Origin of the sequence: Hyalangium gracile, from assembly GCF_020103725.1 — a bacterium.
Lineage (GTDB): Bacteria > Myxococcota > Myxococcia > Myxococcales > Myxococcaceae > Hyalangium > Hyalangium gracile.
In genome coordinates this window covers 108,509-133,652 of record NZ_JAHXBG010000021.1, presented here as the reverse complement: position 1 = coordinate 133,652, position 25,144 = coordinate 108,509, and the positions used below count along the sequence as shown (strand labels likewise).

20 protein-coding genes are annotated in these 25,144 nt (G+C 71.1%); 9 read left to right on the top strand and 11 right to left on the bottom strand.

The genetic code is table 11. From position 1 onward, the window contains the following. Positions 1 to 146: 146 nt before the first annotated feature. Positions 147 to 1,319, bottom strand: a complete 1,173-nt coding sequence (locus KY572_RS33990; RefSeq protein WP_224247832.1) for a hypothetical protein — start codon at positions 1,317 to 1,319, stop codon at positions 147 to 149. A 328-nt stretch (positions 1,320 to 1,647) separates the two neighbouring features. On the opposite strand from KY572_RS33990, the gene KY572_RS33985 reads away from it, so the two are divergent. The 4 genes from KY572_RS33985 to KY572_RS33970 all read left to right on the top strand — a co-directional run bounded on the left by KY572_RS33985 (position 1,648) and on the right by KY572_RS33970 (position 8,544). Continuing rightward, the gene (locus tag KY572_RS33985) at positions 1,648 to 2,817 is read left to right on the top strand and encodes an ATP-binding protein (RefSeq protein ID WP_224247831.1); all 1,170 of its coding nucleotides are present in this window, start codon (positions 1,648 to 1,650) and stop codon (positions 2,815 to 2,817) included. After that, positions 2,814 to 4,364 carry a response regulator gene (locus tag KY572_RS33980; RefSeq protein WP_224247830.1) on the top strand — a complete coding sequence of 517 codons (1,551 nt, stop codon included), beginning with the start codon at positions 2,814 to 2,816 and terminating at the stop codon, positions 4,362 to 4,364. The genes KY572_RS33985 and KY572_RS33980 overlap by 4 nt, the downstream gene beginning before the upstream one ends. Before the next feature lie 194 nt (positions 4,365 to 4,558). Next, positions 4,559 to 7,657: a serine/threonine-protein kinase gene (locus tag KY572_RS33975; RefSeq protein WP_224247829.1), complete on the top strand. Its 3,099-nt coding sequence runs from the start codon at positions 4,559 to 4,561 to the stop codon at positions 7,655 to 7,657. After that, entirely contained in the window at positions 7,654 to 8,544 is an 891-nt protein-coding gene (locus tag KY572_RS33970; RefSeq protein ID WP_224247828.1) for a sigma-70 family RNA polymerase sigma factor, read from the top strand. The genes KY572_RS33975 and KY572_RS33970 overlap by 4 nt, the downstream gene beginning before the upstream one ends. A 60-nt stretch (positions 8,545 to 8,604) precedes the next feature. Here the strand turns inward: KY572_RS33970 and KY572_RS33965 are convergent, their stop codons facing one another. Then, complete coding sequence (locus KY572_RS33965; protein WP_224247827.1) at positions 8,605 to 10,143, bottom strand: hypothetical protein; 1,539 nt, start codon at positions 10,141 to 10,143, stop codon at positions 8,605 to 8,607. A gap of 58 nt (positions 10,144 to 10,201) precedes the next feature. Continuing rightward, positions 10,202 to 11,776, bottom strand: coding sequence for a hybrid sensor histidine kinase/response regulator (locus tag KY572_RS33960; protein ID WP_224247826.1), 1,575 nt, complete (start codon positions 11,774 to 11,776; stop codon positions 10,202 to 10,204). 128 nt (positions 11,777 to 11,904) lie between these two features. Between KY572_RS33960 and KY572_RS33955 the strand changes: the two genes are divergently transcribed. Continuing rightward, complete coding sequence (locus KY572_RS33955; RefSeq protein WP_224247825.1) at positions 11,905 to 12,846, top strand: 1-phosphofructokinase family hexose kinase; 942 nt, start codon at positions 11,905 to 11,907, stop codon at positions 12,844 to 12,846. A 26-nt stretch (positions 12,847 to 12,872) separates the two neighbouring features. Continuing rightward, positions 12,873 to 13,973: a hypothetical protein gene (locus KY572_RS33950; RefSeq protein WP_224247824.1), complete on the top strand. Its 1,101-nt coding sequence runs from the start codon at positions 12,873 to 12,875 to the stop codon at positions 13,971 to 13,973. Between the two features lie 24 nt (positions 13,974 to 13,997). Here the strand turns inward: KY572_RS33950 and KY572_RS33945 are convergent, their stop codons facing one another. Genes KY572_RS33945 through KY572_RS33935 form a run of 3 tightly spaced genes read right to left on the bottom strand, consistent with a single transcriptional unit; the run spans position 13,998 to position 17,323 of the window. Further along, positions 13,998 to 15,329 carry an SGNH/GDSL hydrolase family protein gene (locus KY572_RS33945; RefSeq protein ID WP_224247823.1) on the bottom strand — a complete coding sequence of 444 codons (1,332 nt, stop codon included), beginning with the start codon at positions 15,327 to 15,329 and terminating at the stop codon, positions 13,998 to 14,000. 12 nt (positions 15,330 to 15,341) lie between these two features. Next, the gene (locus KY572_RS33940) at positions 15,342 to 16,031 is read right to left on the bottom strand and encodes a hypothetical protein (protein ID WP_224247822.1); all 690 of its coding nucleotides are present in this window, start codon (positions 16,029 to 16,031) and stop codon (positions 15,342 to 15,344) included. A 14-nt stretch (positions 16,032 to 16,045) separates the two neighbouring features. Further along, positions 16,046 to 17,323 carry a metal-dependent hydrolase family protein gene (locus KY572_RS33935; protein ID WP_224247821.1) on the bottom strand — a complete coding sequence of 426 codons (1,278 nt, stop codon included), beginning with the start codon at positions 17,321 to 17,323 and terminating at the stop codon, positions 16,046 to 16,048. Between the two features lie 55 nt (positions 17,324 to 17,378). On the opposite strand from KY572_RS33935, the gene KY572_RS33930 reads away from it, so the two are divergent. Together KY572_RS33930 and KY572_RS33925 are read left to right on the top strand one after the other, a co-directional pair. After that, entirely contained in the window at positions 17,379 to 18,734 is a 1,356-nt protein-coding gene (locus KY572_RS33930; RefSeq protein WP_224247820.1) for a DUF4032 domain-containing protein, read from the top strand. A gap of 9 nt (positions 18,735 to 18,743) precedes the next feature. Then, positions 18,744 to 19,052 (top strand): hypothetical protein, encoded by a 309-nt coding sequence (locus tag KY572_RS33925; protein ID WP_224247819.1) that lies wholly within the window; start codon positions 18,744 to 18,746, stop codon positions 19,050 to 19,052. A 3-nt stretch (positions 19,053 to 19,055) separates the two neighbouring features. Here the strand turns inward: KY572_RS33925 and KY572_RS33920 are convergent, their stop codons facing one another. Beyond that, positions 19,056 to 19,427 carry a DUF423 domain-containing protein gene (locus tag KY572_RS33920; RefSeq protein WP_224247818.1) on the bottom strand — a complete coding sequence of 124 codons (372 nt, stop codon included), beginning with the start codon at positions 19,425 to 19,427 and terminating at the stop codon, positions 19,056 to 19,058. A 104-nt stretch (positions 19,428 to 19,531) separates the two neighbouring features. Here KY572_RS33920 and KY572_RS33915 point away from each other — a divergent pair, with 104 nt between their 5' ends. Further along, complete coding sequence (locus KY572_RS33915; protein WP_224247817.1) at positions 19,532 to 20,170, top strand: SET domain-containing protein; 639 nt, start codon at positions 19,532 to 19,534, stop codon at positions 20,168 to 20,170. 19 nt (positions 20,171 to 20,189) lie between these two features. Here the strand turns inward: KY572_RS33915 and KY572_RS33910 are convergent, their stop codons facing one another. Genes KY572_RS33910 through KY572_RS33895 form a run of 4 tightly spaced genes read right to left on the bottom strand, consistent with a single transcriptional unit; the run spans position 20,190 to position 25,017 of the window. Next, positions 20,190 to 21,401 carry an ABC transporter permease gene (locus KY572_RS33910; protein WP_224247816.1) on the bottom strand — a complete coding sequence of 404 codons (1,212 nt, stop codon included), beginning with the start codon at positions 21,399 to 21,401 and terminating at the stop codon, positions 20,190 to 20,192. Positions 21,402 to 21,408: 7 nt separating this feature from the next. Beyond that, the gene (locus KY572_RS33905) at positions 21,409 to 22,917 is read right to left on the bottom strand and encodes an efflux RND transporter periplasmic adaptor subunit (RefSeq protein WP_224247815.1); all 1,509 of its coding nucleotides are present in this window, start codon (positions 22,915 to 22,917) and stop codon (positions 21,409 to 21,411) included. Positions 22,918 to 22,963: 46 nt separating this feature from the next. Next, positions 22,964 to 23,701 (bottom strand): ABC transporter ATP-binding protein, encoded by a 738-nt coding sequence (locus KY572_RS33900; RefSeq protein ID WP_317987937.1) that lies wholly within the window; start codon positions 23,699 to 23,701, stop codon positions 22,964 to 22,966. Beyond that, complete coding sequence (locus KY572_RS33895; protein WP_224247814.1) at positions 23,698 to 25,017, bottom strand: TolC family protein; 1,320 nt, start codon at positions 25,015 to 25,017, stop codon at positions 23,698 to 23,700. The genes KY572_RS33900 and KY572_RS33895 overlap by 4 nt, the downstream gene beginning before the upstream one ends. Between the last annotated feature and the right edge of the window lie 127 nt (positions 25,018 to 25,144).

Genomic DNA, 25,144 nt, shown 5'->3' with positions numbered 1-25,144 from the left:
GCCGGAGGGGAGTGCCTAGATTGTACCTTCGGTCCGACTGACTCGCTGTATCACTTCTCATGCTTCATTCCCGTTCAGCGCGGGTGTGAAAGAAACAGCAATCTTTCATTTTCCGTGGAACGCGTGCGCCGTGTGCGGTTTGCCACTCAGGGTGTGGGTTGTTCGGAGAGGATGCGCACGTTGAGTGCGGCATTTCCGTAGAACTGCGTGTTCTGGCCGACGAGGTGTGTCTCGAGGCGGCGCTGGAGCTCGACGTTGTAGCGACCGAGTTTCATGAATCCGTCGTTGAACCAGCCATTCCCGTCTCCCGAGCCATCGACGTATTCAGCGTAGCGTCTGGCCGAGGGCCAGATGACGGAGTCGAGCGTCACGGCGAGCGCGCGCACGTCCGGGTCCTCCCACTCCATGCCCGCGTCACGGGCCTCGGTGATGAAGGCCACCACGCCGTTGCCGTGGGACACGTCCTGGCCCGGGCGGGAGCGGGAGCCCCAGGCGTCGTCCCAGAAGACGGCCTCCGCGTGGGCCGGGTGGGGCCTCAGCTGCTCGCGCAGGGACGAGCCGTGGTTGGGCAGGTGCCAGTTGATGGCGTGGAAGACTTCCTGGTACCGAACCTGACGGGTTGGGTCCGAGCTCATCAGGGACAGGTTCATCGCGATATAGGCCCAGTGCGAGGCCATGTGTGTGTTCTCGCGGTAGATGTAACTGCTTGCACCGCGACTGAACCACTTGTCAAAGATATACTTCTCCGTGAACTCCAGGATTCGATGATAGGCTTTGCGGTAGCGCGTGTGCCCGTAGAGCGCGGGCCGCTCACGGATGACCCGTAGCAGACGCGTCACGTAGCGCCAGCAATAGCTCTCGGTCAGCGCGACTTCGTCTCCCAGCGTCTCCGGGTGCTGGGAGGCCCAGCCGCGATACGCATCCCGGAAGTGGCTGTCGGGCAGCGACCAGGAGTCCCGGGCCGTGTCAATCACATTGTCGACGTAGAGCAGGGCCCGGTCGAGGTATTGGATCTTCCCCGTGGCCCGATACATGGCGGTGTTGCCATCGATTCCGTAGGCGAGTGTATAGAGCTGCCAGCTGTCACCCGAGGTGCTCGCGGGCAGGAAGCTCGAGTGGTGCTCGAAGTCCCACTGCTCCAGGAAGCGCTGCTCCCAGTCCTCCACGCCCCGGAGGCCGGGGGGCGAGGGGGGGAGCACGTCCGGGAGGGGCTCGTCAGACCCGCTGAGCGGAGCGCAGCCCCCCGCGAGCAGCAGCGCGAGCACCCCCACCAAGCGCCCGAGAGAGCCACAGCCCGTTCGTCGAGAGGAGTCCAACATGCAAGGTGTCCTGGATGGGGAACCGGCGCCTGCCTGGGCGGGTACTCTTATCGGAAATGCTCGGCAGCGCTTCCCAGCGGCAGGGCGATGGATGTGGGTGGCTTTTGACATCGCATCGCCCCCGAGCGCCTCAGCCAGGGACCAAAGTATCGGAATTTCCTAAGCGAGTGCGGCACTTTCCAAGCGTCGAACCGATGACAGTCGAGCGCGGACTCGCGTATATTTGAAGGCGCCCTCGGCTCCCTGGTGGGTCATGCCACACTCGAATCACAGTCCCGATCCCACCGTGCCTTCCGCCCTCCATGCAGGTCCGCTCGCGGAAGGACTCTTGCAGTCCGGGCCCCAGCACCTCGTCCGGTCCATCCTCGCGCACCTCTCCGAAGGCGTGGCCCTCGTCGACGCCAGGGGCGCGCTCATCCATTCCAGCCCTCCGGCCGAGCCGTTCTTCGGCGTTGGGGGGACTACCCATGGGGTCTTCTTCCCGGATGAGCAGACGCCCTTTCCCGCGGACCAGCTGCCTGTCTGGGGGGCGTTGAAGGGAGAGGAGATCCGGGGTGTGGAGCTGTTCGTCCGCGACGAGAGGGTGCCGCAAGGCAGGCATGTCCGCTGCGATGGTCTCCCGCTGCGCGATGAGCGGGGCGCCATCATGGGTGGCCTGCTGCTCGTGAAGGACACGGGCAAGGCCGCGCGGAGCGAGGAGGAGAAGCGCCGCAAGCTCAACGAGGAGGTCGAGCGGCGCATCGTCGAGCGCACCGCCCAGCTCGAGGCGTCCAACCGGGAGCTGGAGGCCTTCGCGTACTCCGTGGCGCATGACTTGCGCGCCCCGCTGCGCGCCATCACCAGCTTCAGCGACGCGCTGAGGGAGGACTGCGCCGACCGCCTGGATGAGATGGGGCTGGACTACCTGAAGCGCATCCACGGTGGAGCCCAGCGCATGTCCGCGCTCATCGACGGCATCCTGGCGCTCTCGAAGGTGAACCGCACGACGCTGGTGGCCAGCCAGTGCGATCTGTCGGCCCTGGCGCGGGCGGTCTCGGAGCAGCTGCGGGCCCAGCACCCGGACCGCCAGGCGCGCTTCACCCTCCAGGCGGGGCTGGTGGACCAGGGCGACCCGCAGCTGCTGCGCTCCCTGGTGGAGAACCTGCTGGGCAACGCGTGGAAGTTCACGCGCAAGCGTCCCCTGGCCGAGATCGAGTTCGGCGCGACGCAGACACAAGGGGTGCGCACCTACTTCGTGAAGGACAACGGCGCCGGTTTCGAGATGGAGTACAAACACAAGCTGTTCGGAGTCTTTCAGCGGCTGCACGCGCAGTCGGAGTTCGAGGGCAGCGGCGTGGGGCTCGCCACGGCGCACCGGATCATCCGCCGCCATGGCGGGCGCATCTGGGGCGAGGGCCAGCCCGACCAGGGGGCCTGCTTCTTCTTCACCCTGAACGAGCTCCCCCCGTCCGTCGTCTCCACCGCTCCCCTGGAGCCCCGCCCTGGAGGTGAGGGATGAGCACCCAGCGCCTGCGGCTGCTCCTCGTGGAGGACTCCGAGGACGATGCCATGCTGCTGCTGCGCGAGCTGCGCCGCAGTGGCTACGAGGTCTCCCACACCCGTGTCGAGACGCGCGAGGAGATGGAGCGCGCGCTGAGCGCGGGGACCTGGGATGTCGTCATCGCGGACTATGCGCTGCCCCACTTCGACGGCCTGAGCGCGTTCGCCCTGGTGCGCCAGCGCGGGCTGGATGTGCCCTTCCTCATCGTGTCGGGGAAGATCGGCGAGGACGTGGCGGTGGCCGCCATGAAGGCGGGCGTCCACGACTTCGTGCTCAAGGATCGGCTGGGGCGACTGGGGCCGGCCGTGGCTCGCGAGCTGCGCGAGGCCGAGGTGCGCGCCGAGCGCCGCAAGATGCAGGAGCAGCTGATGCTGTCGGATCGGCTGGCCTCGTTGGGCATGCTCGCCGCCAGCGTGGCGCACGAGCTCAACAACCCGCTCGCCTCGGTGATGATGAACCTGGAGTTCAGCCTGACGGACGTCCAGGAGTCGGGCGGCTCCAAGGAGTCGGTGCAGGCGCTGCGCGAGGCGTTCTCGTGCGCGGGGCTCATCCGCGACATCATCCGCGACATCAAGATCTTCTCCCGCCCCGAGGGGCAGCACTTCGGCCCGACGGACGTGCACCGGGTGATGGACTCGGCCCTGCGCATGGCGCACAACCAGCTGTTCCACCGGGCCCGGCTCGTGAAGGACTACGGGGACCTTCCGCCCGTCCACGGCGGCGAGGCGCGGCTGGGGCAGGTCTTCCTCAACCTCATCATCAACGCGGCCCAGGCCATCCCCGAGGGCCAGCGGGACTCGCATGAGATCCGGGTGGTGACGCGGCGGCTCGGCGAGCTGGTGCGGGTGGAGATCCGCGACACCGGTCCGGGCGTGCCGCCGGAGCTGCGCGAGCGCATCTTCGAGCCCTTCTTCACCACGAAGCCGGTGGGGGTGGGCACCGGGCTGGGGCTGTCCATCTGCCGTCGCCTCATCAACGAGATGGACGGCAGCATCGGCGTGGACAGCGAGCCCGGACAGGGCAGCACGTTCTGGATCCACCTGCGCGTGGCCCGGGAGCAGGAAGTCACTCCCGAGGTGAAGGCGAAGTCCTCCCGGCAGGGGCTGGGGGTGCTCGTGCTCGATGACGAGGCGGCGGTAGGCAAGGCCCTGCGCCGGCTGCTGAGCGCGCGGCACCAGGTCATCACGTTCGACCGGGCCCAGGATGCCCTGGCGCACATCACCTCGGGCCGCCGCTTCGACGCCATCCTCTGCGATCTGATGATGCCGGAGATGAGCGGTGCCCAGTTCCATCACGAGCTGGAGCGGCTGGCGCCTGAGCAGGCCCAGCGGGTCATCTTCATGACGGGCGGAGCCTTCACGGAGGAGACGCGCGCCTTCCTGAGCACCGCGCGCAACCCCTGCGTGGACAAGCCCCTCGACATCCAGCGGCTGTTGTCCATGCTGGAGGCCCTGCCGGGCAGTGCCGCCTCGCGGGGCTCGACCGGGTTCGGCTCCACGATGTGAGCCGGCTCGCGCCCCTTCCTGCCGGCCGACTCCGCCGTTGGCCCCAGAAAGTGAGAAAAGCGCTCCCCCTCGTGGCTCGGGGCTGAAAAAAGCCTGGAGTTACAGTGGGTTGAGCGCCATCTGGGGAAAATGAGAATTTCCCTGTAAATGCCGATTCGTGAGAAAAAAGGGGTCCTGTTAGCTTGGGTGCCGGCATGGGCTGCCCCGACGAAACGACGCTGAGCCACCTGCTCGTGGGCGGCCTTCAGGAGGAGCGGAGGGCGCAGGTGCTCTCCCACGTGGAGGGCTGCGCCGACTGTCAGCGGGTGCTGGCCGCGGGGGAGGACTCCGGGCCGGCGTCGAGCGTCACGTCCGGGGAGGCCGACGCGGGGAGCTTCCTGGCCCGAGGCGCCACCGTCTCTCGCTACGTGGTGCTCGAGCGCATCGGCGATGGGGCCATGGGGGTGGTGTACGCGGCGTATGATCCGGAGCTGGATCGCCAGGTGGCGCTCAAGCTGCTGCGCCCCGAGGGCCGCCAGCTGGAGGAGCTGCGTCGGCGGTTGCTCCGAGAGGCGCAGTCGCTGGCCCGGCTCTCCCACCCCAACGTCGTCGCCGTGCATGACGTGGGCCCGTGCGGGGACAGCGTCTTCCTGGCCCTGGAGCTGGTGGAGGGCACCACGCTGGCGGACTGGATGAAGGAGGCGCGCCCCTGGCGCGAGGTGCTGCGCGTCTTCCAGGACGCCGGGCGGGGGCTGTCCGCCGCGCATGCCGCGGGCCTGGTGCATCGCGACTTCAAGCCCGCCAACGTCCTCGTGGGGCGAGATGGCCGGGCGCGGGTGACGGACTTCGGGCTGGCCCGTCCCTCGAACCGCACGGGCCTCCCTGGCGCCATGGGCGTGCTCCCGGCTTCCTTGCTGGGGCACGACACCGCCCCGCTCACGCGGAGCGGTGTGCTGGTGGGGACGCCGGTCTACATGGCTCCGGAGCAGCTCCGGGGCGAGGGGGCGGACGCGCTCTCGGACCAGTTCAGCTTCTGCGTGGCCCTCTATGAGGCCCTGTATGGCGTGCGGCCCTTCGACGGCCGCACCCTGGAGGAGCTGGGGCGGGCCATCGAGGAGGGACGGGTGCGAGCGCCCGCTCGCGAGGCGAAGGTCCCCGCTCGGGTGCGGCGAGCCGTGCTCCGGGGCCTGCGGACCCGGGCCGAGGAGCGCTTCCCCTCCATGGAGGCGCTGCTGGCGGCGCTCACTCCGCGCACCGTGCGCGTCCGCACGTGGCTGGTCGCCTCCGTCCTTGCCGTGGGCCTTGCGGGCGTCACCGTGGACTACGTGGTGTCCCACCGGCATGAGGTGCGCTGCGCGCAGGAGGCGGACAAGGTCGCCGCGGCCTGGAGCCCCGAGCGCCGCGAGCGCGTGCATGCGGCCTTCCTCGCCACGGGCAAGCCCTATGCGGTCCCCGCCTGGGAGAAGCTCTCCTCGGAGCTGGAGGCCCAGGCCTCCCTGTGGCGCACGCTGCGCACCGAGGCCTGTCTGGCGGTGGAGGAGCACACCTCGGACACCGCGTGGCAGACGGTCGCGTGCCTCGATGCCCGGCTGTGGCAGCTCGCGGCCGTCACCGAGCTGCTGGAGAAGGCGGACAGGCAGATGGTCCAGCACGCGCAGCAGATGCTGTCCTCGCTCGAGGGGCTCGAGGGCTGCAAGGAGGCCCCGGCGCTCTCCACCCGTCCGCAGCCGCCGGATGCCCTCCGCCCTCGGGTGGATGCGGCGCGGCGCAGGCTCTCCGAGGCCCAGGCCCGCATGGAGGCGGGCCGGTACTCCGAGGGGCTCGCGGTGACGACGGGGCTCCTCCAGGAGATCCAGGGGGTGGACTACCGCCCGCTCGAGGCGGAGGTGCGCGTGCTCCATGGCCAGCTCCACGCGCTCTCCGGTCAGCTCAAGGAGGCCGAGGAGAGCCTCTACAAGGCCGTGTGGGCCGCCGAGGCCGGGCGGGACGACGAGGCGGCCGCGCGCGCGTGGATCTTCCTCATCTGGGTGGTGGGGGATCAGATGGCCCGCGCGGGCGAGGTGGATCGCATCGTCCTGCACGCCCAGGCCGAGGTGGCGCGGCTGGGCCGGGAGCGCTTCCCGCGCATCTCCACGGAGCTGCACCTGCGGATGGGCGGGCTCCTCATGGTGCAGGGAAAGCTGGAGCAGGCCGACGCGGCGTTCTCTCACGGCCTGGAGCTCGCTCGGAAGACGTACGGCGCGGACAGCCTGCGCGCCTCCTACTTCCTCGTCGGGCTGGGGCGCGTCCGTACCCGGCAGAGCCGCCCGGCGGAGGCGCTGGAGCTGTACCAGCAGGCCTTGAGACTGCGCGAGCGCACCTGGGGCCTCGAGCACCCCGCGCTGGCGCTCAACCTCAACAACATCGCCATCGAGCTGCTGGCGCTCGGCCGGCGGGAGGAGGCCATTGCCACCTGGCGCCGCTCCCTGGCGCTGCTGGAGGCCTCCCGCGAGCCGGACCACCCCAGCTTCGCCGCGCCGCTCACCAACCTCGCCTCGGTGCTGCGGACCATGGGCCACCTGGACGAGGCGCGGCAGGACCTCGAGCGGGCCCTGGCCATCTTCGAGCGCGGCAAGGGGCCGGATCACCCCAACACGGCCAGCGCGCTCACCGAGCTGGGAATGGTCGCCTTCGACTCGCAGCGGCTGGACGAGGCGTGCGCCTACCACGAGCAGGCCCTGGCGCGCGTCCAGCGGGCGCTGGGGCCGGACACGGCTCGCGCCTCCGCGCCGCTGACCTACCTGGGGTCGGTCCACCTGCGGGCGGGGCGCTACGTCGAGGCGCGGAGGGCTCTCACGCGCGCCCTGCAGCTCTGGGAGAAGGAGGGAGGGCCTGATGGCTCCTCGGCCACCAACGCGCTGCGTCCCCTGGCGCGGGTCGAGCTGGCCTCGGGAGCGCCGCGCAAGGCGCTCGAGCACTGCCAGCGGGCCCTGGCGCTGGATGAGCGGGTGCAGGGCGCGGAGGCTCCGGATGTCGCGCTGGATCTGGCCTGCCTCGCGGAGGGGCACCTGGCCCTGGGCGCACCGGCGCAGGCCGTGCCGCTGCTCGAGCGGGCCCGGCGGCTCCACAGGATCGCCCCCAGGGATCCGCTCGATGAGGCGTGGGCCACCTTCCTGCTGGCCCGGGCGCTCGGGGAGCAGCGCTCGGCCGCCGAGAGAGCGCGAGCCGTCGCCCTGGCCGAGGAGGCCCGGACACGGATGGAGGGCCTGGGCATCCGGGCCCGCGTGGAGCTGCGGCAGGTGATGGCCTGGCGGCAGCGGGTGGAGGCACCATGAGCGAGACACGGGACCCGGGCTCTCTCTCCGCGCTGCTGCGGGCCCATGCGCCCCGGGAGCGAGGCGCCGCGCTGGAGCAGGTGGCGGGGCTGGAGGCGCTGCTGCGCGAGCACTACGCGGGGGGCCAGGACCGGTGGCCGTCCGTTCCGCTCGGGCCGGAGCGCTTCGTACGGCACCTGGCGCGGCACCTGCCGGAGGACCTGGAGGCAGGGCTGCGGCAGCTTCACGGCGCGGACCTGTTCCTGGCGTGTGCCTGCGCCGAGGGAGAGCCGCTGGGGCTGCATGCCTTCGAGCAGCACATCCTCCAGCGGGTGCCCTCCCGGCTGGGCCAGCTCCCGGAGTCCACCGTGGATGAGGTGCTGCAGGAGGTCCGCCAGCGCCTGCTGCTGGGGCGCGGGGACGCGCCGCCTCGCATCGCCGACTACTCGGGCCGGGGGCCGCTGCTGGCGTGGGTGCGCATCATCGCCGCGCGGATCGTCGGCGAGCTGGCGAACAAGGAGGGGCGGCAGGTGCTCTTCGATGAGCCTCCCGAGGTGCTCGCGAGGATGCTGTCCGCGAACGATCCGGAGCGTACGCTGCTCCGGGAGGACTCGCGTCAGGCGCTCGCCGAGGCGCTGCGCAAGGCGCTGGCGGCGCTGCCGGAGCGGGATCGGGCCCTGCTGCGGCTGCACCACCTCCATGGGCTCACGATGGACCGGCTCTCGGCGATGTACCGCGAGTCCCGCTCGGGCGTGGCCCGCCGGGTGGCCCAGGCCCGCGAGCGGCTGCTGGAGCTCACGCGCGAGGACCTGGCCTCCCGGCTGAAGCTCGCCGGCCCCGAGGTGGAGAGCCTGCTCGGCCTGGTACGCAGCCGCCTGGACCTCAGCCTCCAACGGCTGATGAGCTGAGCGCGCGCTGGCCGGACTGGTCTGCTTGTCGGACCAGTTGCCCGGAAGTCCGAGGGGAGCTCAGGGCGTGGTCAGCACGCTGGTGAGCGCCTCGGCCAGCGAGGTGTCGACCAGCGAGTCCATGCGGTAGGGCGCTCGCGTGAGGTCCACACCCGGGGTCCGCAGGGCGGCGATCCGCACCACGTAGGACTGCTTGGCCTGGAGCACGCCTGGCGGGACCCGCACCTGTCGCCGCGCCGTGAGGAACGTGGCCACCGTCTCCGCGCGTGCCACGTCCGGGGCGCTCGTGGTGGTGTACAGGCGGAAGATGCGCAGCTCGTAGACGTCCGCCGTGCCCAGCGTGGGCGGCTCCCAGGTGAAGACGGGCGTGAGGGAGGCCAGCGTCCGGTCCGCCTGCGCGTCGGCGCCATCCACCTGGAGCCGGGAGGGGGGCGAGAGCCGCGCCTGCACGGGCTGCGAGGAGAAGGCGCTCAGCTCGGCCTGGTCCTCCAAGGACACGCCGATCGTGCCCATGGCCCCCTGCGCCGGCAGCCGCACCGGGACCTGGTAGCGGTGGACCACGCTGGCCACCACGCCCCAAGTGGGCGGATAGGGGTTGCCGTACTCCAGCGCGAGCGTCACGTCCTGGCTGGCGGCCGGGATGTTGCCCGAGAGCAGTTCACCCGCATAGCCCACCACGCCCTCGGAGATGCCGCCCACCGCTGGAGCCAGGATGAAGCTGTGGCGCACGGACGTCTCGGGCAGCGACACCGCCAGCGGGTGCACCGAGGCCCGGTGCGCCTCGAAGCTCGAGCGCCGCCAGTCGAGCGTGAGTGGACGCGGAGGGAGGGCGGCGAAGGTCCCGTCCATCGGCGTGGCCTGCTCATCCGGGCGGAAGCTCACGCGCGTCAGCGTCAGCCCCCGAGCCGTCGCGAAGTAGTTGAAGTCCCCCGCCGAGCGGCGGAGCTTCTGGAGGAGGTAGAGCCTGTCCCCCTTCGTCGCATCGACGACTTCCTGGCGCCCGAAGGCCGAGCGGTACGTCGCTCCCGCCGCGGAGAGCGAGGTCGCTCCCGGCTGAGGGGGCGTGTCCATGTGGAGCACCCCCGCCGCGCCCGCGTTCGGGGCCACCATGTCGAGCTCCTGGTAGGCATCCATGGGCGCCAGCCCATCCACGCTCAGGGTGACGGGGATGGCCGCGGGCACGGTGACGACGCCCTCGCGGCCCAGCAGGTGCTCGTCGAGGTTGAGCTGGCGATGCGAGGTGATGACGTAGGCGCTCGTCCCCCGCTTCAGGTAGTACGGGCCCTCCGGGACGTTCGCGAACTTGAAGGTGTCGGTGTCCACGGAGATGGCGGGGCGCGTCTCGAAGGTGTCTCCCGTGGGCACGAGCACCTCCAGCGTGGACCTCACCTCCGTGGTGTCCGCGGTGCTGACATCCCCCGTCTCCAGGCGGCGGTGGATGATGCGCTTTCCATGGACGGCGGTCGGATCCTCCCCCGCGAGCGGAGGATCGATCGGCGTTGGCGTCTCGTCGGGGCAGGCGAGGGACAGAAGGCACAGCGGGACGAGCAGGGCGGAGAGAAGGACAGCGGACCCGGGGCGACGCGTGGAGGTGAGCATGAGCGGACGGATCGTAGCCCACCCGCTCCCCGGGACCGACAGGGCCGTGGGCCGGTGCTCAGGGATGCCGGGGCAGCAGCACGGTGAAGGTGGTGCCTTCGTCCGCCAGGGAGCGGGCGCTCACCCGGCCCCCGTGCGCCAGTACGATGTGCCGGACGATGAAGAGCCCCAGGCCGATGCTCCTCCCGGCGCGGACCGCCTGGAGGTGGCTGCCTCGCTCCATCGGCTCGAAGATGCGCGGGAGCACGTCCGGCTCGATGGGGTCCCCGCTGTTGTGGACCTCCAGCACCACCGCGTCCACCTCGCCCCGCGTCGTCACCTTCACCGGCGTGTTCGGAGGGCTGTACTGGAGCGCGTTGCCCATCAGGTTGCCGATGACCTGCATCAGCCGGTCCGGATCCCACTCGCCCTTCCCATCTCCCGCCTGCTCCACGTGGATGGTGCGGTCCGAGTGGATGACCTGCAGCTCGTCCACCACCGTGTGGACCAGCTCGTGCAGATCCATGGGCTGGCGGTTCAGCGGGATGCCGCCGCCCTGCCGGGCCTGGGTGAAGTCCAGCAGATCCCGGATCATCCGCGTGGCGCGATCGGCCGCCGTGAGGACACGGACGGCGTTGCGCCGCTGCCGCTCCTCCAGCTCCTCGCTGCGGAGGATGGCCGTGGCCGCCAGGGTGATGGCGTTCAGCGGGTTGCGCAGATCGTGGCTGACGATGCCGATGAGCTGCCGCTCGAACTCGGCGCGCTGGCGCGCCTCGGCCTCCAGGCGCTTGCGCTCGGTGACGTCCTGCAGCGCCCCCACCACCTGGCTGGCCCGGCCCTCCTCGTCCCGGACGATGTGGCACCGGTCCACGATGAACACCCACGTCCCATCCGCGCGCCGCAGGCGGTACTCCTCCTGCCAGTCCTGCGCCGTGCCCGCGATGGCCGCACGGATGCCGCTCACCACGCGCTCCCGGTCCTCGGGGTGGAGGTGCTCCTTCCACCACTGGGTGTCGCCCGTCTGCCCCGTGTCCGGGTAACCCAGGTAGGCGGGCAGCGAGATGCTCCGCTCTACCTCGTCCGTCTCCGTGTTCCACTCCCAGATGACATCCCGCGTGGCGCGGGCGGCGAGCAGATAGCGCTGCTCGCTCCGGCGGGCCCGGGCCTCGGCCGCCTGGACCTCCGTGAGCGAGCCCTCCGCGAGCACACGCCGGGCACGCTCATCCGCCAGGACGCGCTTGCGCTGCAGCTCCCAGCGCGAGAGGGCGTGGACGCGCGCCAGCAGCTCCGCCGGCTGGAAGGGCTTGAGGACGTAGTCGTTGGCGCCCGCCAGCAGCGCCTCCTCCACGTCCTCGGGCCGGGCGTGCCCGGTGAGGATGAGCACGGGGAGCATCGCCGTGGAGGGAGTGCCGCGCAGATAGCGGCACACCTCGAGCCCGGACAGGCCCGGCATCTGCCAGTCCAGGACGAGCACGTCCGGCGGGCCGTGCTGGTGCAGCGCCTCGAGCATGGCCTCCCCGTTGGAGAACACCTCCACCCGGCAGGCGCTCGACAGGGAGCGGCGGATGGCCTCGATCTCGGTGGGACTGTCGTCCACGACCCAGACGAGAGGCGTCAGGTCCACGGGAGGGCTGGCGGGAGGAGGGGGGGCCACGGCTGCCTCGCTCTAGCCTCCGCGCCCGATCGCGTCAACGAGGGAGGGCCGCGCGCACGCGTCCGTTGGGGGTGGAACGTCGGGCCGCATCCAGATACACCCTGACTTCCAGGGAGGAACGTTCAGTCATGAAGCCCATCGTGACGATGACCATCAACCCGACGATCGATCTGGCCACCACCGTGGATGTGGTGACTCCCGAGCACAAGCTCCGGTGCGACCCGGAGCGAAGGGATCCAGGAGGCGGAGGGCTCAACGTCGCGCGCGTCATCCGCGAGCTGGGCGGAGAGTCGCTCGCGCTCTACCCGAGGGGCGGGCCCACCGGAGAGCTGCTGGAGCAGCTGCTGGAGCAGAAGGGCCTGCGGCGCTGGCCCATCGCCATCTCGGGCCACACCCGCGAGAACTTCACGGTGGCCGAGCGCAACGGCAAGCGCGAGTTCCGCTTCATCATGCCGGGGCCCACGCTCTCCGAGAAGGAGTGGCAGGCGTGCCTGGACGCGCTCTTCACCGTGGCCGCGGACGCCGAGTACATCGTCGCCAGCGGCAGTCTGGCGCCGGGCGTCCCCGTGGACTTCTATGCCCGGGTGGCGCGGGCGGCGCGCAAGCAGAACGCGCGGCTGGTGCTCGACACCTCCGGTCCGCCGCTGCGCGCGGCGCTGGAGGAGGGCGTGTTCTTCGCCAAGCCCAACCGCAAGGAGTTCCGGGACATGATGGGGGCCCAGGTGGATGAGCCCTCCGCCCTGGCCGCGGCCGCCCGGGACTTCCTGGGCCGGGGGTGCGCCGAGCTGCTCGTGGTCTCCATGGGGGCCGACGGCGCCCTGCTGACGACGAAGCAGGGCCAGTTCCGGGCCATCCCTCCGCCCGTGGAGACGCACAGCTCCGTGGGCGCGGGGGACAGCTTCGTGGGAGGCATGACGCTGGGGCTCGCGCGCGGCCTGTTGCCCGAGGAGGCCTTCCGGTGGGGCATCGCCTCGGGGACCGCCGCGCTCCTGTCCCAGGGGACGGATCTCTGCCGCCGCGCGGACGTCGAGTTCCTGCTGGAGAAGGTCCAGCCCCAGCGTCTGGCGTGAGTCGACGCTGTCTCGGAGGAATTCCCGTGCGCAACTGCCTGCTCCTCTTCCTCCTGGTAGCGGCCCCGGCCGCGTGGGCACAGGTGGCTCCCGAGAACCTCCCGCCGCCTCCTCCTCCGCCACCGCAGACAGCGCCTCCGCTGGTGGAGGCTCCCGAGGAGCCCGAGCCACCTCCTGCCTCCGTGCAGAGCACCGGCACGGGCCGCGCGCTCGTGGTCAAGCCCGGAGAGCGGTTGCGCGTGGAGACGACGCAGGGGCAGACGGCGTCAGGGGAGCTGGTGAGCCTCATGCCCGGCGCGCTCTCGCTCCAGGCCTCGCCCGAGCAGGTGCTGACCATCCTGCTGAGGGATGTGCAGGAGCTGGAGACGCGCAAGCGCGCGCCGGGACATGGAGCGCTGGTGGGGGGCGGCGCGGGAGCTGTCTCCGGTGGCCTGCTGCTGGCGCTGCTCTGCGTCGCGTTCGCCGAGGGAGGCGATGACACCGGGCTTGCCTGCGGGGGCGTGGGAGCGCTCATCGGTGGCGCGATCGGGGCGGGAATCGGCGCGGTGGTGGGGCTGGCGGTGCCCCGGTGGTCCACGATCTACGAGAAGGAAGACGGTCCCCTGGCGCTGCGCCTGCGGGAGCCCGAGGACGACGCGCTCCAGGGCTGGTTCTCCGGCGATGGGCCTGTCGGAGAGGTGGGGCTGCAGCTGGGCTATGCGCGGAACCTGGGCTCCTCCGGTGCCACGAATGGCTGGGGAGGTCGGCTCCACCTGCTCGCGCTGCTCGGCCCGTACCTCGCGGTGGGCCCGGAGGTGGCCTGGTACAGCAACGTCGGCAGCGAGACGTTCGTTCCAGCCGAGGGGCCGGTGTTCCAGAGCGAGCACAGCCTCTTCCAGCTCGGGGGGCTGATCCGAGGGGGCGTGGAGATCGGCCCGACCCGGACCTCGGCGCTGCTGTGGCTGGGCCTCACCGACAACCAGACGGGCCATGTCGGAGCGGCGGCGGGAGGCGAGGTGGAGCTGAACCTCTTGGCGCAGGTGCCTGTCGTCGTCGATGTGCGCTACCACTTCCAGGTCGCCCGCGACGAGTTCGAGTCCGTCCAGCGGTTCCTGACCTTCGGTCTCGGCTCCCGCGCGCGGTGGTGAGCCAGGCCCCTCGGGCCCGGAGGCTCAGGGCCCGGTGGGAGCATGCGGAGCCGGGGGTGGCTCGCGGGGCGCTGGCGGGACTTCCACGGTGCTCGCGGGGGGCTCGGGGCGATGGAGCTTCCACGTCCCCACGTACCGATCGTGGTTGCGTGGGTTCTCGTAGCGAGCCATGCCGACCAGGCCCTCTGGCGTGAGCACCGCCTCGTGCTCCACCTTGCCCTGGCCCTTGCTCAGCAGCGGGGTGGAGAAGCGCAGCCGGGAGGGCTCCAGCGTGAGCGCCTCGAGCGAGAAGGGCCCCTGCTTCTGGCCGTTGGCGAAGACGATCCGCACGGTGCCGCCCGGGTGGGCCCCCGCCTGCTTCAGGGTGAGGAAGAGCGTGGCGGGGGACTGGCCCGCCTCCTGGGAGTAGAAGCGCATCTCCCCCTGCCACGTGCCGAGCAGGGCGGGCAGCTCCAGGGGCTGGCCTTCCGGGAGCGTGGGCAGCGCGAACGCGGGGGGCTGCACCTCCACATAGCCACCAGTCTGGCGCAGCTCCTCGTAGGTGCTCCAGGCCACGCGCTGGAGGCGCTCGGCCTGCTCGGGCGCGAGCGAGGCCAGCGTCACCGTCCTGGCGGGGTTGAGCACGCCCTCGGGCATCGGGTGCCCGGTGAGGACGGTGGCGAGGCCCACCGGGGACTGGCCCGTCAGCGTCGCATAGAGGGCGGAGGCCGTGAGGTAGGTGCCCGCGGGGGACGGGTGGCTGCCGTCCTGGTGGTACAGCACCCCGCTCGGATCCTCCTGCCGCACGCGGGCCCAGGCGAGCCCCGCGGGGATGATGGGCGCTCCCAGCTCGCGGGCCACGGACATATAGGCCTGCGTCAGCCGGGCCTGGGACTCGGGCGTGTCCCGCCGGGCCCAGGTGAGCAGGAAGAGCGGCTGGGCGCCCACCTTCCGCGCCTCCTCGACGAAGCGCCGGGCGTAGGGGTGGAAGGCCAGCTCCGGATCATTCACCTCGTGGCGGCCCTCGATGAGCAGCAGGCCCAGCGTGCTCTGCTCCTGGAGCACCACGTAGTCCCAGCGGCCCTCCCGGAGCGCCGCGAGCGCCTCGCCGCGATCCCAATGCTGCTGCAGGCGCACGCCGGGGCGGGCGATGGCGCGCGTCTGGATGCGCAGGGGCGGGGTGGCCGATGCGGCCAGTCCCTCCAGCATCGCCGGCAGGTTGTTGTTGTACGTGTAGCTGTTGCCGATGAAGAGGACGCGGAGCGCACGCTCGGGCGGGGGCGTCTGCGCGGACGCACGCGGCGCGAGCGCGAGCCCGCACACGGCGAGCATCGTGAACACGGCGAGCGGGAGACGGAGGCCTGGAGTCGGACGCATCGGGGGGACAGCTTAGAGCAGCTTCTCGATGGCTTTCTGCAGGTCCTCCTTGGACTGCCACCCCAGCACCGCCTGGAGCGTCACGAGGTGCAGGGTCTGTTGCTCCAGGCGCGCCTGGGCAGCCGAGCCCACGGACAGGCGCACCTTGCGGACCTTCGTGCGCAGCGACTCCAGGCCCAGCAGCTCCCGGCTCAGCTCCTCCAGCACGGCGAAGGCCCGGGTGCCCAGCGCGTCGAGGGCCGCCAGGGCCTCGGGGGACTCGTGCTGCTCCCAGTCCACCTCCAGCTCCAGCGGAGTGCCCAGGGTCGCGGCGAGCGAGGCCTGCCGCTCGGTGAGCTTCCGCCTCAGCTCGAGCCGCGTCGGAGGGGGAGGCTCCCCCTTGGGGAGCTGGGCCATGGTGGGCAGGTCATGCACCGTGATGGCCTCGATGGCCTCCAGCCGGACGAAGAGGGCATCCGGCTCGAGCCGCCGGGCGTCCGCGCTCTGCGCCTGGAGCACCACCGTCTTCCCACCCCGGCGATCGTCCCGCTGTTCCAGCAGCACGCCGTGCACGTCCCTGCCGCTGCGCAGGTGCAGGGTGACCCGCGGCGGCCGCACGGGCTCACCCCTGGCCCGCGGGGACTGCTGCTCGGCCAGCCGCGCGAGCAGCTCCTCCAGGGTGCTCGCCTCCAGCTCTTCGAGTGCCTTCTCCAGAGGTTCCATGAGCGTCTCCCAGATCAAGGTTCGCGGCGATACACCTTGCCACCCTTCATCACCAGGCGCACCTGACGCAGGGCGGAGATGTCCCGGGTGGGATCGCCGCGCACCGCGACGAGATCCGCCAGCAGCCCTTCCTTCACGTGCCCGAGCTGCTCCTCCAGGTGCATCATGCGCGCGTTGACGGAGGTGGCGGCCCGCAGCGCCTGCACGGGGGCCATGCCGGACTCCACCATCAGCTCCAGCTCGCGCGCGTTGTCCCCGTGGGCGAAGACGCCTACGTCGCTCCCGTTGCAGATCGTCACGCCCGCGGCCAGCGCGGCGCGGAACGTCTCTCGCTTCTTGCGCAGGGACTCCGGCTCCGGGCTGGTGCCCTTCTTCCAGCCGCCGTACCGCACGAGGGCGTCCCGCGCGGAGAGGGTGGGGCAGAGCACCACGCCACGCTGCGCCATGAGCTTGAGCACCTCCGGCGTCGCGTCATCGCCGTGCTCGATGGTCTCCGCGCCGGCCATCACCGCGCGCCGGATGCCCTCGGGCGTGGCGGCGTGCACCACCACCGGACGTCCGCTGCCGCGCGCCGTCTCCACGATGAGCCGCAGCTCCTCCTCGGAGTACGTGGGGCGCGCCTCGCCGCGAGGGCCCCAGCGGTAGTCGCCGTAGACCTTGATCCAGTCCGCGCCCCGGCCGATCTGCCCCCGGACGGCGCGGATGAGCCCGTCCACGCCGTCGGCCTCCTCCGCGCCCTGGGGCACGTGCCACTCGGCGGCGAAGCCCTTGGGGCCATAGCTGCCGGTGGCCACCAGGGCGAGCGTCGCCACCCGCATCCGGGGGCCGGGGATGATGCCCTGGTCGATGGCCTGCTTGAGCCCCACGTCCGCGTCCGAGGCGCCCTCGGTGCCCAGGTCCCTCACCGTGGTGAAGCCCGCCATCAGCGTGGCGCGAGCGTGGTTGGTGGCCCGGGCCACACGCAGCGCCAGGGACTCCTTGAGCACCTGATCGTTCCAGTTCGCCTCGTCATACGGGTGGAGGAACAGGTGCGAGTGGCCCTCGATGAGGCCGGGCAGGAGCGTGGTGTCCGGCAGGTCGATGACCTCCGTGCCCTCTGGAGGCGTCACCTTGGCCGCGGGCCCCACGGCGGCGATGCGGTCTCCGCGCACGAGCACCACCCACCCCGTGTGTGGCTGGGCGGTGGTGCCGTCGAAGACGCGGGCCGGGCGCAGCAGGGTGGCCGGCTGGGCGAGCGTTCCGGTGGACACGAGACAGAGCAGGAGGGCGAGGGACGAGGGGAGGGCGCGCATGAGGGCGCGGGCAGAATATGCTTGGGGTGCACCTCCGCGCTCGTGAAGAGGCGACATGCCACCCAACGGACTCACCGCCATCCAGATCCGCCAGGGCCACCCGGACTTCCTCGACCTGCCCTGGCAGCTGCCGCTCGCCGAGTGGGAGGGGAAGTGCACCCGGCTGGTCCAGGTGCCGCGCGGCCTGTCGCGCCACGAGGTGCTCTTCGTCAGCTACGGCAAGGTCATCTACGCCCTCAAGGAGCTGCCGCCGCGCGTCGGCCAGCGCGAGTACGAAGTGCTGCGCGGCCTGGAGGAGCGCGGGCTGCCGGCGGTGGTGGCCGTGGGGCTGGTGAAGGCACGCACGGGCGCCTCCGCCGAGGACGAGGAGAGCAGCATCCTCATCACCCGGTTCCTGGAGGGCTCGCTGCCCTACCGCACCCTCTTCATGAACCAGGGCCTGGAGCGCTACCGAGAGCGGCTGCTGGACGCCATGGCGAGCCTGCTGGTGCGCCTGCACCTGGGCGGCTTCTACTGGGGGGACTGCTCCCTCTCCAACACGCTGTTCCGCCGGGATGCGGGCGAGCTGCAGGCCTACGCGGTGGACGCGGAGACGTCCGAGCTGCACGACAAGCTCTCGGACGGCAAGCGCCTGCACGATCTGGACATCATGGAGGAGAACGTCGCCGGGGGCCTGGCGGACCTGGTGGCGATGGTGCAGCTGCCTCCGTCCCTGGACGTGTTCGAGACGGGCCCCAACATCCGCAAGCGCTACGAGCGGCTCTGGGAGGAGATCAACAAGGAGATCCCCGTCGCCCCGCAGGAGAGCTACCGCATCCACGAGCGCATCCGCGCCCTGAACGATCTCGGCTTCTCGGTGGGGGAGGTGGACCTGGTGGCCAGCGGCGAGAGCGACCACCTGCGCATGCGGACCATCGTCACGGACCGCAACTACCACCGCCACCAGCTCCACAGCCTCACGGGCATCGTCGCCGAGGAGCGGCAGGCCACGCTGCTGCTCAACGAGATCCAGGAGCTCAAGGCCACGCTCACCCGCGAGCTCAACCGCAGCATGCCCTTGAGCACGGCCGCGTTCCGCTGGCTGGAGGAGCGCTTCAATCCAACCATCCAGAAGCTCCAGCCGGTGAGGGAGGGGACGGACCTCTCCGAGCTCTACTGTCAGGTGCTGGAGCACAAGTGGTTCCTCTCCGAGCGGGCGAAGAAGGATGTGGGCCTCCAGCCGGCCATCGAGGACTACATGGAGCTACGCAAGCGCCAGAAGGATCCCTCCGTGGCCGCGCTGCTGATCGGCGGTCCAGTCTCTCCCTCGCTCCCTCGGCCGGTGCCTGCGATAAGTGCAGCCGATGGGAAGCAAGAGGCGGCGATCTCCGCCGAGCCCCGGCCCGTCGACAGCTCCACGGGAGGCCGTTAGTTTTCGCGCATGGCGACGACCCGCTCCTCTATCGACTCCCCTCTGGCCATCGAGATCGCGCTCCGGCAGGAGAAGGTGGGCGCGCTGCGGCGTGTCGGAGACACGCTGGAGAAGATGCTCGGCGAGCTGAAGGAGCTGGAGCGCCAGCTGCGCACCCTCACCGGGCCGGCGCGTGCAAAGCCGCTCGCCGCGTACCATCAGCTCCGGGCGGACGCGGAGTACCAGCGCTGGTGCCTGGTGGTGCAGCGCGAGGCCATGGGCCTGTTCAACCACTCCGAGGTGGACCTGATGTACCCGGTCCCCCCGCAGCTGAAGTGAGGCTCAGCTCCCGGAGCGCCACACGGCGGCGGCCAGCAGCGCCCAGCCCGCCAGGAAGCCCAGTCCTCCCAGCGGGGTGATGGCGCCCAGCGCTCGGACGCCCGTGAGCGCCAGCGCGTACAGGCTGCCGGAGAAGAGCAGGATGCCCGCCAGCATCGCCCAGCCCGCCGCGGAGAGCAGCGGCGAGGGCCGCGTCTGGGCCACGAGCCCGATCGCGATGAGCCCGAGCGAATGGTACATGTGGTAGCGCGCGCCCGTCTCGAAGATGGTCAGCAGGTCCGCGGGGAGCCTGGCCTTCAGGCCATGGGCACCGAACGCCCCCGCCGCCACCGAGACGAACGCGCTCACCGCGCCCAGCACAATCCATAGCCGCATCGTCGAGCGCCTTTCATCGAAGGTCCGAGTGCGGCAAGGTACACCGCCTCGGGCGAGGCGTCTCGTCCCGGGTATATCCCCCCGCGGCTGTCTCCTGGTTCTCGATGACTGACTCCACCTCGAAGAAGCGAACCTCCTCCTCCTCCAGCGCCGAGCGCCCGCTCCCGTTCGAGCTGCGCGAGTCCCCCATCCAGGGGCGCGGCGCCTTCGCCACGCGCCGCATCCGCAAGGGCGCGCGCATCATCGAGTACACCGGTGAGCACATCACCCAGGACGAGGCGGACGAGCGCTACGACGACGAGGCGATGGGCCGCCACCACACCTTCCTCTTCACCCTGGACGAGGACACGGTGATCGACGCCGCCGTCGACGGCAACGAGGCGCGCTTCATCAACCACAGCTGCGACCCGAACTGCCAGGCGCTCATCGAGGACGAGAAGATCTTCATCTACGCCCTGAAGGACATCTCGCCCGGCGAGGAGCTCTGCTACGACTACGCCTACGAGCGCGCCGAGGGCATGGACGAGGAGTCCGAGAAGCTCTACATGTGCCGCTGTGGCGCGAAGAGCTGCCGGGGCACCATCCTCGCGCCGCCCAAGCCGCCGGCTCGCGCGCGCAAGAAGACGGCCAGCAAGGCCAAGCAGGCGAAGAAGACGAAGAAGGCGCCCTCCACGAAGCAGGGCGCCCGGAGCCAGCGCAAGACGGGCGGGGGCACCGCCTCCCGGAGCCGCAAGCGGGCGTAGGCGGCGCGGGGCCCCGCGGCTACTCGTAGCGGAGGGACTCGATGGGCGTGAGGCTCGCCGCGCGCCGGGCGGGCCAGATGCCGAAGAACACGCCCACGCCTCCGGAGAAGGCGAAGGCCAGCAGGACCGACTCGGGCGCCACGGAGGTGTTCCAGCCCGCCATGCGCTGGAGCGCGTACGAGCCTCCCACGCCCAGCAGCAGGCCCAGGGCTCCTCCCACCAGGCACAGCACCAGCGACTCGATGAGGAACTGGAGCATGATGTCGCTCGGCCGGGCGCCCAGGGCCTTGCGCAGGCCGATCTCCCGGGTGCGCTCCGTCACCGACACGAGCATGATGTTCATGATGCCGATGCCTCCCACGAGGAGGGAGATCGCCGCGATGCCCGCCAGCAGCAGGGTGAACGTCTGCGCCGTCTCCTGGACGGTGCTCAGCAGCGAGGCCTGATCGCGGATGTTGAAGTCCGCCTCCTGCCCGGGGCGGAGCCGGTGCTCGCGCCGGAGCACCTCGTTGATCTCCACCATGGCCTCATCCATCCGGTCCTCGCTCACGGCCTGCACGCCGATGGAGCGGACGCGGTCGCTGCCCATGATGCGGAACTGGGCCGTGGCCAGCGGGACGTAGATGCTCTCGTCCGGGTTCGAGAACCCCTGCGAGCCCTTCTCCGCGAGCACGCCGATCACCTCGAAGGGCACGCCGCCGATGCGGATCGTCTGTCCCACCAGCGACGGTCCCGAGACGCCTCCGAGCTGCCCGCCCACCAGCGCGCCCAGCACCGCGATGCGGCGGCGCCCCCGATCCTCCGCGTCCGTGAAGAGGCGCCCGGAGGAGATCTGGTAGTTGTTGATGTTGAAGTAGGAGGGCCACGTGCCCACGATGGACAGGTTGGCGTTGCTGCTGCCGTGCTCCACCTGGGTCCGGGTCTCCATCTCCGGCGCGACGGCCAGGATGTCCTTGGGCGCCGCGCGCAGGGCCTCCGCGTCGTCCACGGAGAGCATCGCCTGGCCTCGGCCCAGGCCGCCCATGAAGGACTGGCCGGGGCGCACGGTGAGCACGTTGGCGCCCAGCGTCATCAGCCGGGCCTCCACCGAGCGCTGCGCGCCCTCGCCCAGCGCCACCATGGTGATGACCGCCGCGATGCCGATGACGACTCCCAGCATCGTGAGCAGGGAGCGCAGCTTGTTGGCGACGATGGCGTCGAGGGCGACCCAGAGGATCTCGAGGATCATCATGGCCGCGTCACCGTCCGCCGCCGCCGCGCGGACCACCGCCTCCGGCGCCGGGGATGACGCCGCCCGTCCGCTGCCGGATGCGATCCAGGCTCTGCTGCTGCTGCTGCTGGAGCTGGGCCACGGAGACCAGGTACACCTGCTCGCCCTCCTGCAGCCCGCTGATGACCTCCGTGTTGTCCCAGTCGCTCAGGCCGAGCATGACGCGTCGGGGCTGAGGCCCGCCGTCCTGCTGCACGAAGATGACGCCCGGGCGCCGGTCCGCGTTGCCTCCTCCCCGGCCCTGGCCTCCACCCCGGGAGCGGAAGCCACCGCCACCACCCTCCGCCAGTCCCTGGGGCCGGCACGCGCGCAGCTGCTCGCGATCGGCGTCGGACAGGGCCGGGACACCGGCGTCCGAGCGGAGGCGCTCGAACAGCGCGGCGCACTCCGGAGAGGGCTCCGCCGCCGGGGCGCCAGGAGGACCGGAGCCGCCCGCGGCGGACGGGTCGCCTCCTCCGGGGAGGCCCGCGTTGGAGGGGGCTCCCGCGGGCCGGAGCTGCGCGCGCACCGCCGCCTCGTCCAGGCCCAGCGCGGTGGCGGCGGAGGCGGCCTCGCGCATCGCCACTACCGCCGTGTTGGGGATGGCCACGACGCCATTGCGGCTGGCGACCTCGATGGACACCTCCGCGTTCATTCCCGGCCGGAGCAGCCCTTCGGTGTTCTTCAAGCGGATGAGCACCGGGAAGAGCGTCACGTTCTGCTCCACCACGGCCTGCGGCTCGATCTTCACCACCTCACCGGTGAAGGTGCGGTTGGGATAGGCCTCCAGCGACACCCGGGCCTCCATGCCCGGCTGGATCTTCCCGATGTCCGTCTCGTCGACCTTCGCGCGAGCCTGCATTTCGGACAGGTCCGCCATCTTGAACAGCGTGGTGCCTCCGGACACGTTGGAGGTGGCCGAGGCGATGATCAGCCCGGGCTCGATGGTGCGCTCCAGGATGGTGCCGGCGACCGGGGCGCGGATCGTCACGTCCTGCCGCCGGATGCGGGCCAGCTGCAGGTTGGTGTCGGCGCGCACCAGCGCCGCGCGGGCCGTGGCGGCCGCGTCGACCGAGGTCTCCAGCTCCTGCTGGGTGACGACCCCGGAGGCCCGCAGCTCCTCCATGCGCTTGCGCTGGGCCTCGACGGTCTGCAGGCGCACCCGGGCGGACTCGAGGTCCGCCTCGGCCTGGGACAGGGCGTTCTGGACGTCTCGCGGATCGATCTCCGCCAGCAGGGTGCCCTGCTCGACGCGGGCGCCCGTCTCGACGAGCACGTTCTGCACCTCGCCGGAGGCCTTGGACTTCACCTCCACCACGCGGATGGGCTCCAGCAGGCCGGAGGCCTCCGCCACGATGGCCAGGTCCATGCGCCTGGCCGCAGCGGTGGGCAGCTGGCTGGTGGGCGTCTTGGGCTGCGAGCGACCGCGCGCGAAGTAGACCCCCGCGCCGATGAGGGCGAGCACTCCAACGATGAGGATGAGCTTTTTCCAGTTCACGAGCGCCTCTCCGTCCGCGCCTGCTCGCCTCGCGGGTCCGACCGGTTCATGCCGGCCTCCGGGTGTCCCGCTCGATCACGCCGTCCTTGAGGAAGAGGATCCTCCGGGCGTGGTCGGCGATGTCTTGTTCATGTGTCACGAGCATCAGGGTCTGTCCCTGGGAATGCAGCTCGCCAAAGAGCGCCATGATCTCCTCGCCCGTCTTGCTGTCGAGCGCGCCCGTGGGCTCGTCCGCCAGCAGGAGCGCCGGGCGGGTCACCAGGGCGCGAGCGATGGCCACGCGCTGGCGCTGACCGCCCGACAGCTCGTTGGGACGGTGGTCCTTGCGCGCCCCCAGCCCCACCTTGTCGAGCAGCACCGCGGCGCGCTCGCGGCGCTCTCGCTTGCGCACGCCCGAGTAGACGAGCGGCATCGCCACGTTGTCGAGCGCCGAGGCGCGGGGCAGCAGGTTGAAGCTCTGGAAGACGAAGCCGATCTCTCGGTTGCGGATGCGCGCCAGCTGGTCCTCGCCCAGGCCAGCCACGGCCTGCCCGTTGAGCCAGTACTGCCCGTCGCTGGGGACATCCAGGCAGCCGATGAGGTTCATGAAGGTGGACTTGCCAGAGCCGGACGGGCCCATGACGGCCACGTACTCGTTGCGGCGGATCTCCAGGTTGACGCCGCGCAGGGCGTGGACGGTCTCCGAGCCCAGCCGGTACGTCTTGGTGAGGTTCTCGACGCGGATCACCACATCGGAGACGACGCGTTCCCCGGCGGAGGACTCGGGCGCTCCGGCCGCGCTCACAGCTCCCTCCCGACGATGGACTGGAGCTCCGCGCGGGCCAGCACGTAGTCGAAGCGCAGGCCCACGAGGTTGTTCTGCGCCTCCACCAGGGCCGTCTGCGAGGTGAGCAGCTCCAGAATGGTGGTGGCGCCCAGGCGGTAGCGCTCCTGCTGGACGCGCAGGTCCTCCTGGGCCACCTCCACGGCCTGGCGATTGAGGGTCAGCCGCTCCTCGACGAGCTGGAGCTGGCTGAGCACCCGCTCGGCCTCGGCGCGCACGGAGCGCCGGGTGTCGCTGAGCTGGGCCTGGGCGACCTCGGCCTGGGTCCGCGCTCGCACCATGCTCTCGTCGCGCGCGAAGCCATCGAAGATGGGGTAGGAGAGGCCCAGCCGGACGGACCAGCTCGTCCGCCCGCGGTCCTGGTAGAACCAGTCGTAGCCGGCGGACAGGCGGACGGAGGGGTAGTACTGGGAGCGCGCCGTGCCGATGCTGGCCTCGGCGGCGGTCACGGCGGCCTCGGCGGCCCGGACGGACGGCGCCTGGGCGACGAGCGTGGCCACCACCTCCTCACGCGAGGCCTTGAGGGGCGCGGGATCGATAGGGCCGGAGGGGGCCGGGTCCACGGGCCCGTCCACGCCGACGAGCCGGCCCAGGCTCAGGGCGGCGGTGAGGCGCTGGTTCTCCTGCTGGAGCAGGGCCTCGCGCGCGGTGTTGAGCTCGAGCTGGGCGCGGAGCAGGTCCGAGCGGGTGGCCGAGCCCACCGCGAGGCGGCGCTCGGCGAATCCCACGCCCTCCTGCGCCCGCTCGATGCGGGACTTCGCCACGGTGATGAGCTCCTCGGCGCGCAGGGCATCGAAGAAGGCGCGCTCGACGGAGAGCTCCACGACGAAGCGCTGCCCGGCGAGCGTGGCCTGCGCGGACTGGGAGTCCGCCTGGGCCCGCTGCCGCTCGGAGCGCCGGCGGAAGCCGGTGAACACGTCCCAGGAGGTGGAGAGGCCCGCGCTGTAGGAGTCACTGGAGCCGGTGACGGTGGCGCCGGTCTCGGGGATGAGGCGCTGGCTGCTGGACAGGGAGCTGTTGGCGTTGAAGGACAGGTCCGGCAGGTAGGCGCCGAAGGCGGTCTTCTCGGCGGCGGTGGTGGTGCGGACGGTGCCCTGGGCCTGGACGATCTGGGGGCTGACCTTGATGGCGCGGGAGAGGGCCTCCTCGAGCGTCATGCTCACCCAGGGCGCTTCCTGCTGGGCCGCGCCGTCACTGGGAGTGAGCGTCAGGGCCAGCAGGCCCATGAGCAGGGCGGAGAGGGGGGCGCGCGACCGGTTCCAGGAGGAGGTGAGCATCGTCGGATGAGCGTGCAGTTCCAGGAGCAGAACACCTGGGGGGACCGGAAGTTAAATTCCGTCATCATTTCAGCAGAGTCACGGGTGGGCTCCTCTGGAGAAGAAGGTGGGCTGATGGCTTAGAGTG